Origin of the sequence: Sphingomonas sp. (assembly GCF_048595155.1) — a bacterium.
Classification (GTDB): Bacteria; Pseudomonadota; Alphaproteobacteria; order Sphingomonadales; family Sphingomonadaceae; genus Sphingomonas_I.
In genome coordinates this window covers 1-12600 of the sequence record NZ_JBMDXN010000060.1, presented here as the reverse complement: position 1 = coordinate 12600, position 12600 = coordinate 1, and the positions used below count along the sequence as shown (strand labels likewise).

Below are 12600 nucleotides of genomic sequence, written 5' to 3'. Positions count from 1 at the left end.
AAAGCGGACGCTCCGCAAGGAGGTGGAGTTGGCCGCTACAGTAGCCGGCCCCTGCTTCGGTCCCGCACATGCAGCCAGCATACCGATCAAAAGCGAGACGATGACACCAAAGCGGCTTGCAAGCATGAATTTGTCCCGCCTCGTCCCTGTTCTGGACGATAAAGATTTCAACATCTGAAAACCAATACGGAAGTAGCCTGTTCCTCCAGCATCCGGGATTCATAGTTTTTGGTCCCGCTAAGGCCACGCCATCTTCATCTATTCGGTAAGCAGCCTCTTATCCCGCAAGAAAATGATCCACTATGGCGTCACCAACGGCGCAGCGCGCCATTGCCCGCAGCCTGGCAGCGCAGACCGTCGGCACCGGACTCCCCGTATATTCGGTTCTGCCCGGGCCGACGCGCTCCGAAGGCATTGTCGATTTCGTGAAGAGCATGCTGCCCGAAGCGAAGTCGGACGAAGAGGCGGAAAAACTCTTCTTCGAAAAGATCCGCCCCCTCCCCGCTGATTGCCGCCTCATCGAAGCAGATAAGATCGGCGCGACCGTCGCCTCAATTGCCACCCCGCTCGCCGCGGTAACGAACGGCGCCGCTACTCGGGCCGAGAGCGGGATCGTCCCGACTATTGCATAATGCGACCCTGCGCCTGCCTTTGGGGCATCACGACGCTCCCCATGACGGGTCCGTCCCTTTACTACGAAAAGGAATGAGTTGATCGCCTCAGGCGTTGAAATGAAGAACGCGCAGCTTGCCGTTAGGGTAGACGCTCAAAATGGAGGTGGAACTTCGTGAGTGATGTGAACCAAAACAATATTGCCTTGATCGAGCACAAGGTCGACAGACCATTCGCGACCCGCGAATAGTGATGCGACCGCACGGCGCACCCCGCCAGCACCGATAAGATCCTTGTCTTCGAAGGGCCGGTGCCAGCCTTGGAGGTTCAGCGTAATGCTGCTGATCTGGCCCAATGGTAAAGCCATGAGCGCCACTCTGCCGTCGACGATGGGGGTCATTTCAGCAGGACTTGGTTGGATCCGAGGATCTTTGTTGGTCCGTGCGAATTCCTGGTTTTGTATCGCTTCACGGTCGTCGATCCGCACCTTTGCCTTGATCTCTCGACCGTCCTTTAGGCGAGATTGAAGACCGGCAAGAGCGCGGATCAGCGCAAATGCCTGCGGCTTGTCTGTTCGATCGACACTGAAATATCGCTTGCCGACACCCGCGCAAGACGACCCATCATTGGACTTGGTCCTCCAGCGGTACGTCTGCTCGGTTTCCAGGTGAACGGGTCTGGCAGGAGGAGCTTGGGTGCCTGCGAATATGACGGGCGCAAGTAAGATGTGGGCGACACTCCTCTCGCAGAAGCCCGGCTCGTTGCTCTCGGCCCCTTCGGCAATCAATTCGATGGGCGACTGGAACGGCGTGTTGGGCGGCGGGGGCGGCGCCATACCCTGCACGCCGACCCGAGCGCCAACGATCTTAGGATGTCCTGCTGCGAGCAGGGCATCGCCTAATTGCGCAGTCGGCATCGCGCTTGCTTGCGCCAGGGTAAGGGCTGGCGCGTCGGCGCGCAGGGACCAAGCCGCTGCGAGCAACCAAAGAGCTGGCATCACTCCTCCCTCAGCCGATCGGCCCAAATATCGGGCGAAGCGTGGCCTTTAATTCTTGAATCTCCACATCATCCCGGGCGAGATCACGACTGTAAATAGCCGATGTTCGGCTCGTTAGCGTAACGCGATCTAGCCGGACAACGACTATCGCAGGGCCCGCAAGAGCATCACGGCGTATTTGCGCTGGCGAACCGAGCCGCTTTAGCCGCCGCTCGCTGATTTGCGGCGCGTCGTAACCGCGCGTCAGCAAATTGGGATCGCGAAAGGGCGCGGGACTAGACGACGGCGACCCGAATAAGCCTGCTGCGCACGTCGTGAGCTCTCACTGTGCCCCACCGTTGGATGCGTGCTAGACTGCCGTCGTGACGAAGCGACAGCGCTTTTCTGCGCGTGATAATTCCTGGACTCTGCGGCGGGCCGTCGGCGTCATTCATTCGATCGTTTCCGGCGCAATCATCATCCGCGCTGCCATGCAAGGCATCGAAACGGTGAATGTCTATATCGTTGTGGCACTGCTTTGTCTTAGCGGTGTCTTGGAAGCGACAGCCCCCAAAAATGGCGCAACAGGACGATTATGGGCATAGTCGACCTGCGCGTGCAACGGTGAGCGTACGCGCGGCGGCATTGATCGCGGTGGCTGTCACGGCCGCGCCGGCAACCCATCCCCTCTTGAGCTATGTCGAACAGGGCGCGCGCAACGATGGCCGCATCGAGGTGCTGATGCTCGAGGACGGCGGTCGCGCGATCGGCCTCGTTGCGCGACGACAATCCGCGGGCGGGCTGGACCTCGCGAAGGGATACTGGCTTTCGTGCGGCCGCTGACAGGCCAGGAACGATCGGCTGGTAGTGCGCTCGCGGCTGCAAGAGAGCTACCGCTACGCAGCGCCCCCCGGCGCGGGCACGGTGCATGACCACGTGCTGATAATGTCGGGCAACCCGCTCGGCACCGGCCCGCTACGAACGGAGCTGCGCAACGGCGTTCAGCGCTTCGCGTTCGCCAAAACCCCGCTCGTCGATGCCGGCACCAGCCGGCGGCTGAGCTTCACCTGCGACGAGCACGATCGCAACGCCGCGAAACACTGATCCGCCCGTGCGTACCGCGTTCACCAACTTGAAGCGTTCGGCTGACGTTCAGGCGTAAGGCCATCGCGGCCGGTTCGTCCGGCTCTCAGCTGTGGGAGGGGCCGCTTTGGCGGTCAGTCGTAGATATCGCAGGCCTTGCCCTTCGGCGGATCGAACAACACCGGCCGATATTGGAAGAAAGACTCTCCATCACGCGCCAGCGTCACTACCGAATGTGAAAAGGCATGGAGAATCTCTATTCCTGCAATCGCTGCCGTCGCCGCTAGAGCAACAATAGCAAGTACGCCTGCTCTCAAGACGACCCTATACCGCGATCGAATGTTGAATAGCCATTTGATCAGGAAATACAGCGGAACGCTAAAGACGCAGACGTTAAAGAGCAGCGCGGGAATGGATGCCCAATATTCCAAACTGCTGGCGCCAGTCCATTGCGAATAGGGGAGTGGAAATCCTATCGCATAGGGCGATGAGCCATCCGACGATGCGCAGGCGGGATGCCACCAGCGCAGCACGAATATCCGCTCAAGAACGGTCACGCACGCGACACTCACCACCAGCGCCGCAACCCAGAGTCGAATTGCCCTCACGCGCGCGCCCTTCGTGTCTTGAGGTTCCTGCCAGAATGGTTCTGCGTCAGAACATTCCTGACAGACACTCCCCTGCAGTTCGCGAACAACGATTCTCCGCCATGTCTCGAGATTGCAGGAACCGCGGCATCCACGGGAGCGCGCGATTCATAGGGCCGAAAGGAAAGTTCGGCTGACGGGCCCACAGGTCAGTTCTCCGGGGCCGGGACCGGTTCCGGGCAAACGATCAACCCAGATCGTCTCCGGGCCAAATTCGCCGACGATGTCGCTGAACGAGAGAAGGACCTCCTCCCTCCGGCCGCCTGGCGATATCCAGCGGAGGCCTTGCGACCCACCCATACTCCCGCTTTCGGCACGAAAGCCCGTCGCCGAAACCGGAGCCAATCCTGGGACGACTACCTTCCAGGTACGTTCGCCTCCCTTACGTCGCGCGATCAAGCTCAGGACCGTTGTGCCCGCCAGCCGAGGATCGAAATCGACCCCCCCAGTCTGCCGCGCACATCGATACGTAATCTCTTGATCACGTGCCTCCCGCTCGATCAACTGCGTCCAGCGGAGGTGATGAAAGACGAGCGGCGTGAGCACGGCCGCCACTACGATCAGCAGAACGACGCAGAGGACGGCTCTCCGAGGGCGGCTCATGCGAACAGCTTATGGGCTGACGGCCCGTCTGCAAGGCGCGCGAGCGCCATTGGCGCGATCGACGCGCATTGGGTCTGATCGGCATATGATCTGGCTATGGCAGTCAGCATCTTTTACCGTCGCAATATTTGCTCTTCTACTGAACGAGCGGCCGGCTGCGGGAATGAACGTCAGCTTGTGCGTCTTTGTGCTCTAGGTCATCGAACCATGAATTCGCATGACGGCTTAGCCAGACGTCGACGCCTTAGGCGCAGTTAAATCGATCTTTACGGCATGTGTTTGGATCGGTGTGAGCAGGAACACACCCGCACTTACGAACCCGACGAAGCCCCAAACGTATCGACGCGCACGAAGATCGATGACTGCCCTGGCTATGCAGTAGATCGCGGCCGCAAGTGCCGCAAAGTTCCAGAGAGAGTATTGCACGCTGCGAGTTGCTATCGTGCGCGGATGGGATCGACAATGGAATAGCGAGAGAGGAGGTCAACTCCCCAACGGCGGATGGCCCACCGGCCCGGACGATCGTTCGAGATGCCCCCGGTCCCAGTCGCCAAGATCGGCGGCCGCCGCATAGGTGCTTTCCAGGAACTGCAGCAGGGCCTCGTCCGGATCGGCGCTGGCGATCACCGCCGAATAGGGTAGCAGAAATTCGCCCAGGGCCGGATCGAACGTCGCGGCGGATGGCGCGAGCGGCGCCTGGGCGAAGCCCTCCGGGGCCGGATAGGCGTAGCTGTAGAAGCTGGGGCCGGCGGCGATCTCCAGGCCCGGCCAAAAGCCGGCACTCGATACTTCCTTGCAATAAGCTTCGCGCGCCACCGCATCGGGCATGTTGGGCGCGCCGCCGGGATGCGGCGGGGCGTTGCGACCCGAGAACCGCGTCACGGCCAGATCGAACGCGCCCCAGAAGAAATGGATCGGGCTGCATTTCCCCACGAACCGTGTCCCGAAGATCTGGAACACGCGCCCTATCTCTACCAAAGCGCGCCAATAGGTTGCCGCCACGTCGGGATCATAGGCGCGCGGCTTCGTGTCTTCGTGAAACGGCACGGCATCGGGTATCTCGGACGGCATGCGATCGATCCGCACATTGATGCCAATGTCCGCCAGCGCCGCCATCGTCCCTTCGTAAAAGTCGCGCACGCTTTGCGCCTGCAACGCCACCTCGGCCTGAGCGCCATCGGTCGCCCGCAGTTCCAGCCTGCTGGCAATGAAATCGAACTCGATCGTGAACGAGTGGCCGGCGGCGGGGATGAGGCCGGTCGTCAGCCCCCGCGCGGACAGATACAGCGGCACATGCCAGCCGTGATTTTCCCACGGCGTCATCTTCAGGCGGATCTTGCCCACCACCTGCGTCCAAAGATGCAGCACTTCGATCGTCGGCGCGAGATCGATCGACGACAGATCGGGCCAGGTGCGGGTCATCGGGTCGATCCTTCCACGAGCGGTTCCGAGCATAAGGCGTAATTCGCCACGCTCAATTGCCCGTATCGCACCCCGCGCAGCGCGATCCCCGCGATCTATGCGGCGAGATGCGCCGGCATCCCCAATGATCGTCGGGTGAGCAGGCCAAAATACAATATGGTCGGAGCCAGTCCCCAATCGAGATAGAGGACGAGCATCGCGACGGCGGCGTCCGGCTAGATGCCTAAGCGGGTCAGTCCCGTGGAAGATCGTTCTGTGCCGCGGACACACTGTCCAATGTTCCATCAGCTTGGCTGAGACGAGCGTCCATTGGTGTGCGCATGCCGGAACAAAGTCGATATCGCCGCAAAGGTCGATTGCGTATCGTGTGTCCGCGGAGGTGTTGTGTTCTCGCTCAGTCCGCGGGATCCTTCCTCGTCATCGTTTTAAGAAACACCTCGTTGCGTTTGACGGGCGGTTCCCATTCTTCCGGCGCAGACCTCGGATCGAGCCAACGCACACGTTTCAAGGCGCGAAGCAGCAGCCACAGCACCGGCGTGCAGATCAGGAATGCGCCGAGGCCGAATTGCCCCCCCAATCGCGCGTCATGGGTGCCGTCCCCAGCTATTCCGATCGCGACAAGCGCAGCTGCTGCGAGCCCGATCAGCAGCATCACTGCCAGCAGAAATGCCGTGCCTCGAAACAGGTGCAAGCCAATCAATCGCCCACTTCGAACGACGAACAAGAGCGTGAGTAGCCACCCACCGACGATGAGCAGGTAAACCAGGAAATAATCATTCAGGAAGTCGTGATGCGAGTGCAGCAACTGCGGCAAAACCATCAGCAAGATCGCCGGGATCGACCCAATCAGAAGATACAGGAAGAGCAAGGCGTTGGTCGCTGCCTTGGGCATGCTCAACGGCGGCCGGTTTACGGGCGTAGATCCAGCAGTCATCGCGAGCGCGAACCGCGTGTGGCCACGACCGCCGTCACTTGCATATGACCCGCAGGTCCATTGCTGCCGCCGGGGGCCAGAAGAGCGTAAGGATCCTGTGCTGGCGCAGTGCTTCCGGCATGCCCTGGATCACCTTGCAGCAGACGTTGGGCCAGTTCGGGAGGCTGCAGTCCGTACATCACTGCTCCATAAGCCGCACCGCTATAAGCGAGCACAGCATTGCGTTTTAGCATCAGGTCGCGGTTGATACGCTGCGTGATTGCCTGAAGCCGTTTATACTGAAGCGCTCGCAGCTCGGACTGCTGGCGCGCAGCCATAACGAACGCGGCGGATTGCTCTGGATCGGCGATCATCTGGCGAAATTCACGTGCTTCATTTCCGGCAAGCCGTTCGGCACTGCCCGTCAACTGGGCTGCGCGCCCTGCTTGGGTGGAGGCCGAGGCAAGTTCACGCAATGCGGCACGCCCGCTCATGGCAAGATCCGGCAAAGCCAGCAGCGGGCCTACGGCTTCGATCCACATATATTTTGGATCATGCTCCAAGGCCAGTTTCCCGGCCTCATTGCCGTTCAGGACAAACCACAAATGCTTTGCATCCTGCCAAAGCAGAGCAAGTCCGGCCAAACCTCCCAGCACACCCAACGCGAGCCCGACGCCAACGAGGACCGTACTCGCTCCAGCGGCCAATGCGGCCAGCGCAACGCCGCCTGCGATGACCGCCGAAACATCAAGCGCTGCGGCGATGCCGTCCTTTGCTGCCTCGTGTCGGCTGATAAAGGCGTTGATCGGTGTGATGACGTTACGTTTCAGGAACTCCGCTTGTGCTTGCCCGATTGCCAGCTGCGCCTGCGAGGATTGAACTTTCGCCTCCCCCAGGCGCGTCAGCGCGCCGCCAAGGAAATGATCAAGGTGGTGAAGGGCCCTGTCTAAGCTTGATGGAGCGATGACCGGCATCGCATCATATCGCACGAGAAGGCTTAGCCCGAAGCCCTCCCCGTCGTAGATAGGCGGCCGGAGCCACACAGCATCGTTGCCACTGCTCCAAAGGATACCGAGCCGCCGCGGAGACACCGCATCGGCAAAGGCGCCAACGCGTTGCCGCGCCTCGTGCTGGTCCCGATATGGCCCCCAAGTCATCCCGTTTTCCTCCGCTTCCGGCGGCCGCCGCTTGCTTGGCCTGCTACTGAGCTGCCGGACAGCGGCAGCATCCCGCTAAACATTCCGTGGCTGCAATGTTTCCAGTTTGTAACGAATGATTGCGCAGCAGACCCGAAGCGCGGTTCAGAATTTCGAGTGCCGAAGAGCAATCTGACGAAGGGGCGGAGAAACTGCTCTTCGAAGAGATGCGGCCCCTCGCTCCCCTCGTCTGCCGCTTCATCAAAGCGGACGAAATTCGCGCGATGATCGCCTTTTCGCCAGCCCGCTCGGCGCGGTCCCAATGGTGCGGCGATCCTCGGAAGCTCGCGATCACGGTGTTCTTGCGGCCCGCGGTCAAGAGCGCGCCAGTCGCCCGGAACAATTTGACAAATGTACGCATGGGACGTACAGCGCCCGCGCGCTTTAGGCTCTTTCTCAGATTTGGCAGTGGTGTTGATGGCAGCCCGGATCGGGTGGATTTTAGCCACAATACGCCGCCGGGCTCGCCGGATTGCCGCGTCTTCGCGGCCCCCGACGATCGTCGCTACCCCAAATCATCAAGTTCGTTTCTGGTGTTTTTGTTTTTTGCCTGCGATGGCATCGCCTTCACACCCGGCGAGCAGGCTTCGAAAACGCCAGATCTCAACCCGCTGCCGGCCCTCGGGGCACGCGCACGCGAGCCGACAAGCAAGGTACGAAGGATAGGCGCGACCTACCGGCTCGTGGGCGGATGCCCCGCCCGCGAATGGCAACGCATCGGCACGTGTACGGCCCGGACCCGCCGGACCGCACCCTCAGACGTCCAGGTTGGCCACGCTCAACGCATTGTCCTGGATGAACTCGCGCCGCGGCTCCACCACGTCGCCCATCAGGCGGGTGAAGATCTCGTCGGCGACGTCCGCTTGGCTCACCTCGACCTTCAGCATGGCGCGGTTGGCCGGGTCGAGCGTGGTTTCCCACAATTGCTCGGCATTCATCTCGCCCAGGCCCTTGTAGCGCGCGATCGCGGTGCCCTTGCGCCCGGCGGCCAGCACCGCCTCCAGCAATTCGGACGGGCGGGAGATGCGCTTGATCGCCTTGCTGTCCACCACGGGCGCATCGTCGTCGCCTTCCGCCGCCGGCTCCTCGGCTTCGCCCTTGCCGAGCGGCACCAGCTTGGCGACCGCCGCATAGCTTTCCGCCTGCTCCCCGGCCAGGCTGTGCAGCTTGCGCGCCTCGGCCGACTGAACGAAGGCCGCGTCGACGACATGATGGTCGGTCACGCCGCGCCACATCCGGCGAGCATGATAGCCGCCGTCGCCGGTCGGCTCGACCTCCCACTTGGCTTCGGGATCGGCCCGGCCGAGCCAGCCCGCCACCGCACCGGATACGGCGGTGCGATCGTCCAGCTCCGGGTTCAGCGCGCCGGCCAGGGCCAGCGCCTCGATCAGGTCGGGGGCATAACGGCGCGGCACATAGGCCATCAGCCGCGCCATGCGCTGCGCATGCTCCACCAGCGCGCGCAGATCATTGCCCGAACGCTGCCCGCCCGGTCCATCCAGCATCACCGACGCCAGGCCGTTGTCCAGCAGATAGGCTTCCAGCGCCTGCTGGTCCTTCAGATACGTTTCGGAGCGGCTCTTGGTGACCTTGAACAAGGGTGGCTGGGCGATGAACAAATGCCCGCGCTCGATAATCTCGGGCATGTGCCGGTAGAAGAAGGTCAGCAGCAAGGTACGGATATGCGCGCCGTCGACGTCGGCGTCCGTCATGATCACGATCTTGTGATAGCGCAGCTTCTCGATGTTGAAATCGCCGCGGCCGATGCCCGTGCCCATCGCCTGGATCAGCGTGCCGACTTCCTTGGACGACAGCATGCGGTCGAAGCGCGCGCGTTCGACGTTCAGGATCTTGCCCTTCAGCGGCAGGATCGCCTGGATGTGGCGGTCGCGGCCCTGCTTGGCGGATCCGCCTGCGGAATCGCCCTCGACCAGGAACAGTTCGGACTTGGCCGGATCGCGCTCCTGGCAGTCGGCCAGCTTGCCCGGCAAGGAGGCGATGCCCATCACGCTCTTGCGGCTCGCTTCGCGTGCACGGCGCGCGGCCTCCCGCGCGGCGGCGGCGTCGATGATCTTCTGGATGATCGATCGCGCATGCTGCGGATTCTCCTCCAGCCATTCGGCCAGCTTGTCCGCCATCAGGCTTTCCAGCGGCTGGCGCACCTCGGACGAGACCAGCTTGTCCTTTGTCTGCGAACCGAACTTCGGATCGGGCAGCTTGACGGATACGATCGCGGTGAGGCCCTCGCGCATGTCGTCGCCCGTCAGGCTGACCTTCTCGCGCTTCATCATGCCCGACTTGTCGGCATAATTGTTGAGCGTGCGGGTCAGCGCCGCGCGGAACGCCGCCAGGTGCGTGCCGCCGTCGCGCTGCGGGATGTTGTTGGTGAAGCAGAGGACCTGCTCGTAATAGCTGTCGTTCCACTCGAGCGCGACATCGATGCCGATATCGTCGCGCTGGCCGCTGACCGAGATGGGATCGGGGAAGAGCGGTGCCTTGGCGCGGTCGAGATATTTGACGAAGGCCGCGATCCCGCCCTCGTAGAACAATTCATGTTCGACCCGCTCGGCATGGCGCGCATCGACCAGGAAGATGCGCACGCCCGAATTGAGGAAGGCGAGCTCGCGATAGCGATGCTCGAGCTTCTCGAAATCGAACTCGGTGATCTTGAAGGTGGCGGGGCTCGGCAGGAAGGTGACGCGGGTGCCCTTCTTGCCGACCGGGGCCGCGCCGACGACCTTGAGCGGCGCGACCGCGTCGCCATGGGCGAAGCGCATATAATGCTCCTCGCCGTCGCGCCAGATCGTGAGATCCAGGAATTCGGACAGAGCGTTGACGACGGACACGCCGACGCCATGCAGGCCGCCCGACACCTTATAGGCATTATCGTCGGACGTATTCTCGAACTTACCGCCGGCGTGGAGCTGGGTCATGATGACCTCGGCCGCCGACACGCCCTCCTCGGGGTGGATGCCGGTCGGGATGCCGCGGCCATTATCCTCGACCGAGACCGATCCGTCGGCATTCAGCTGGATGACGATCTTGTCGCAATGCCCGGCCAGCGCTTCGTCGATCGCATTGTCCGACACCTCGAACACCATGTGGTGCAGGCCCGACCCGTCGTCGGTATCGCCGATATACATGCCGGGGCGTTTGCGGACGGCGTCCAGGCCCTTCAGGACCTTGATCGAGGATGCGCCGTAATCTTCGGATTCTTGGGATATTGCCATAGCAAGGATATAGGGATTCAGGCGCAAGAACCCAAGCAAAATGGACGCAGCGCCGCACCCGCCCGCGACGGGCGGCGCCGCGCTGGCCGCGCCCCGGCGCCGCCGGCAATGCGCGGGCGATCAGCCCCGCGTGGCGCCGATCGCCGCATCCAGGAAGGCAAGGCCCGCATCCCAGGACAGGCGGTCCGCCATCGGGTCGTAGCGCATGCGCGGATCGGACGAGTCCTGCACGCCGATATTGGTGAAGCTGTGCCAGGCCTGACCATAGACGCTCAGCTGCCAGTCGGCTTCGGCTGCCGCCATTTCCTCCTGGAACGCGGCGACGTCGTGCGGCGGGACCAGGGGATCCTTGCCGCCGGTAAAGGCGGCGATCCTGGCGCGGATCGCACCCCGCTCCGCGGGACGGCGCGTGGCCAGCAGGCCGTGGTAGCTGGCAACGGCGGCAAGCTCGCGGCCGGACCGCGCCAGTTCCAGCACCGCGGTACCGCCGAAACAATAGCCGATCGCGACCGTGCGATCCGCGTCGGTGCCGGCCAGCTCCATGCAGGTATCCAGCGCCACGGCCGTGCGGCGGCGCAGCCGCTCCGGATCCGCTAGAAAGGCCGCGACCGCGCTGGACATCTCCTCGCCGTACAGCGTCTGTCCACCGCCATGGAGATCGGCCGCGAATGCGACATAGCCGCGCTCGGCCAGCAGCGCGCAGCGCCGGCGCACATTGCCGCCGAGCCCATCGGCTTCGTGGACAACCAGCACCGCTGCGCCATTATGGGTCTCGGGGCGGTGAAGCTCGCCGACCAGCGCCACTTCCTCGTCGCGATAACCGACGGGACGTACGCTCATGCCGGGCCGTCGCTGTTGGCGGGCAGATGATCCACCAGCATAGCGATGGCCTCGCCCTGGAAATGCGTGTGCGCCACGCCGTCGAGCAGCACCGCCCGTTCCGGCGTCAGCGTCGCATCGGCCCGATGCTGCGGATCAAGCTCCAGCCACGTTGCGACCGCGCGCTGCAGGCTCGTCACTTCGGCCAGATCGCCGTCCCCGCGCGGCACATTCTGCAGTGCGGCGCTCATATGCCAGTCGATTGCGGGCGATTTCGTCCCTTCGCCCCATTGCGCTTCGGTCATGATCGTTCCTGTCTTGCTCCGTTAGACAGTGAAGCCCCGCCGCGCGACAACGTTCCTTGCGACGCTACAGCATCTCCAGCGGACGGGCCGATTTTGGCGCTGGAAAGGCCGCCTCCAACGCTTCGATCGCCGCAGCATCCAGCACGATATCCGCCGCTGCCGCATTGTCCCGCGCATGGTCCGCCGTCCCCGCCTTGGGGATCACGATCAGGTCGTCGCGACGCAGCAACCAGGCGAGTGCAACCTGCGCCGGGGTGGCGGACAGTGTCCGCGCGATCCGGGCGAGCGCGGGATTGGCAAGCAGGCGTCCTTGCTCCACCGGGCTGTAGGCCATCGCCGTCATGCGGTGCGCGCGCAGCCAGGGCAGCAGATCCAGCTCGGGACCGCGCCGCGTGAGATTGTAGAGGATCTGGTCGGTGACACACTGCTCGCCGCCTGCCGCGACCAGCTCTTCCATATCCTGTGGATCAAGGTTGCTGACGCCCCAATGGCGGATCTTCCCCGCCTCCCGCAGCGTCTCCATCGCCGCAACTGTTTCGCCCAACGGAACGCTGCCGCGCCAGTGGAGCAGATATAGGTCGATCCGGTCCGTCCCCAGCCGACGCAAACTGGCCTCGCACGCCCTCGGCAAGCGATCCCGTCCAGCATTATGCGGATAGGCTTTGCTGACCAGGAACAGCGCGTCACGCTGGTCGCCCAGCGCCTCGCCGATCAGGCTTTCGGCCGCGCCCTCGCCATACATTTCGGCGGTGTCGATCAGCGTCATGCCCGCGTCGACGCCGGCACGCAGCGCG

The 12600-nt window shown here is 63.0% G+C and carries 13 protein-coding genes; 4 read left to right on the top strand and 9 right to left on the bottom strand.

What is annotated here, in order from left to right; genetic code table 11:
* Positions 1-302: 302 nt before the first annotated feature.
* Positions 303-632 carry a hypothetical protein gene (locus ACOJSI_RS10130; RefSeq protein ID WP_420138162.1) on the top strand — a complete coding sequence of 110 codons (330 nt, stop codon included), beginning with the start codon at positions 303-305 and terminating at the stop codon, positions 630-632.
* A gap of 134 nt (positions 633-766) precedes the next feature.
* On the opposite strand, the gene ACOJSI_RS10125 is transcribed toward ACOJSI_RS10130, so the two are convergent.
* A complete protein-coding gene (locus tag ACOJSI_RS10125) occupies positions 767-1609 on the bottom strand; it encodes a hypothetical protein (RefSeq protein WP_420138161.1) in 843 nt (280 codons plus the stop codon).
* Between the two features lie 362 nt (positions 1610-1971).
* Here ACOJSI_RS10125 and ACOJSI_RS10120 point away from each other — a divergent pair, with 362 nt between their 5' ends.
* From ACOJSI_RS10120 to ACOJSI_RS10110, 3 genes are read left to right on the top strand one after another with little or no spacing between them, the layout of a single operon-like run.
* Positions 1972-2193, top strand: a complete 222-nt coding sequence (locus ACOJSI_RS10120) for a hypothetical protein (RefSeq protein ID WP_420138160.1) — start codon at positions 1972-1974, stop codon at positions 2191-2193.
* Positions 2165-2431 (top strand): hypothetical protein, encoded by a 267-nt coding sequence (locus tag ACOJSI_RS10115; RefSeq protein ID WP_420138159.1) that lies wholly within the window; start codon positions 2165-2167, stop codon positions 2429-2431. The genes ACOJSI_RS10120 and ACOJSI_RS10115 overlap by 29 nt, the downstream gene beginning before the upstream one ends.
* Before the next feature lie 24 nt (positions 2432-2455).
* Positions 2456-2692 (top strand): hypothetical protein, encoded by a 237-nt coding sequence (locus ACOJSI_RS10110; protein ID WP_420138158.1) that lies wholly within the window; start codon positions 2456-2458, stop codon positions 2690-2692.
* Between the two features lie 113 nt (positions 2693-2805).
* Here the strand turns inward: ACOJSI_RS10110 and ACOJSI_RS10105 are convergent, their stop codons facing one another.
* The 8 genes from ACOJSI_RS10105 to ACOJSI_RS10070 form a co-directional block, all read right to left on the bottom strand.
* Complete coding sequence (locus ACOJSI_RS10105; protein ID WP_420138157.1) at positions 2806-3279, bottom strand: hypothetical protein; 474 nt, start codon at positions 3277-3279, stop codon at positions 2806-2808.
* A gap of 1125 nt (positions 3280-4404) precedes the next feature.
* Positions 4405-5343, bottom strand: a complete 939-nt coding sequence (locus ACOJSI_RS10100) for a DUF5996 family protein (protein ID WP_420138156.1) — start codon at positions 5341-5343, stop codon at positions 4405-4407.
* A gap of 394 nt (positions 5344-5737) precedes the next feature.
* Positions 5738-6235 (bottom strand): hypothetical protein, encoded by a 498-nt coding sequence (locus tag ACOJSI_RS10095; RefSeq protein WP_420138155.1) that lies wholly within the window; start codon positions 6233-6235, stop codon positions 5738-5740.
* 38 nt (positions 6236-6273) lie between these two features.
* Positions 6274-7230 (bottom strand): hypothetical protein, encoded by a 957-nt coding sequence (locus ACOJSI_RS10090; protein ID WP_420138154.1) that lies wholly within the window; start codon positions 7228-7230, stop codon positions 6274-6276.
* 977 nt (positions 7231-8207) lie between these two features.
* On the bottom strand, positions 8208-10682 hold the full coding sequence (gyrB, locus tag ACOJSI_RS10085; RefSeq protein ID WP_420138153.1) for a DNA topoisomerase (ATP-hydrolyzing) subunit B: 2475 nt from the start codon (positions 10680-10682) through the stop codon (positions 8208-8210).
* Between the two features lie 120 nt (positions 10683-10802).
* The gene (locus ACOJSI_RS10080) at positions 10803-11522 is read right to left on the bottom strand and encodes a dienelactone hydrolase family protein (RefSeq protein WP_420138152.1); all 720 of its coding nucleotides are present in this window, start codon (positions 11520-11522) and stop codon (positions 10803-10805) included.
* Positions 11519-11806: a hypothetical protein gene (locus tag ACOJSI_RS10075; protein WP_420138151.1), complete on the bottom strand. Its 288-nt coding sequence runs from the start codon at positions 11804-11806 to the stop codon at positions 11519-11521. The genes ACOJSI_RS10080 and ACOJSI_RS10075 overlap by 4 nt, the downstream gene beginning before the upstream one ends.
* A 64-nt stretch (positions 11807-11870) precedes the next feature.
* Positions 11871-12600 (bottom strand): aldo/keto reductase (locus ACOJSI_RS10070; RefSeq protein ID WP_420138150.1); only part of this gene is annotated, 730 nt, incomplete at its 5' end.

Bases quoted from the DNA above. Each gene is read 5' to 3' on its own strand.
- ACOJSI_RS10130 (WP_420138162.1), top strand. From the start codon at position 303: ATGGCGTCACCAACGGCGCAGCGCGCCATTGCCCGCAGCCTGGCAGCG.
- ACOJSI_RS10125 (WP_420138161.1), bottom strand. From the start codon at position 1,609: ATGCCAGCTCTTTGGTTGCTCGCAGCGGCTTGGTCCCTGCGCGCCGAC.
- ACOJSI_RS10115 (WP_420138159.1), top strand. From the start codon at position 2,165: ATGGCGCAACAGGACGATTATGGGCATAGTCGACCTGCGCGTGCAACG.
- ACOJSI_RS10100 (WP_420138156.1), bottom strand. From the start codon at position 5,343: ATGACCCGCACCTGGCCCGATCTGTCGTCGATCGATCTCGCGCCGACG.
- ACOJSI_RS10095 (WP_420138155.1), bottom strand. From the start codon at position 6,235: ATGCCCAAGGCAGCGACCAACGCCTTGCTCTTCCTGTATCTTCTGATT.
- ACOJSI_RS10090 (WP_420138154.1), bottom strand. From the start codon at position 7,230: ATGCCGGTCATCGCTCCATCAAGCTTAGACAGGGCCCTTCACCACCTT.
- gyrB (WP_420138153.1), bottom strand. From the start codon at position 10,682: ATGGCAATATCCCAAGAATCCGAAGATTACGGCGCATCCTCGATCAAG.
- ACOJSI_RS10080 (WP_420138152.1), bottom strand. From the start codon at position 11,522: ATGAGCGTACGTCCCGTCGGTTATCGCGACGAGGAAGTGGCGCTGGTC.
- ACOJSI_RS10075 (WP_420138151.1), bottom strand. From the start codon at position 11,806: ATGACCGAAGCGCAATGGGGCGAAGGGACGAAATCGCCCGCAATCGAC.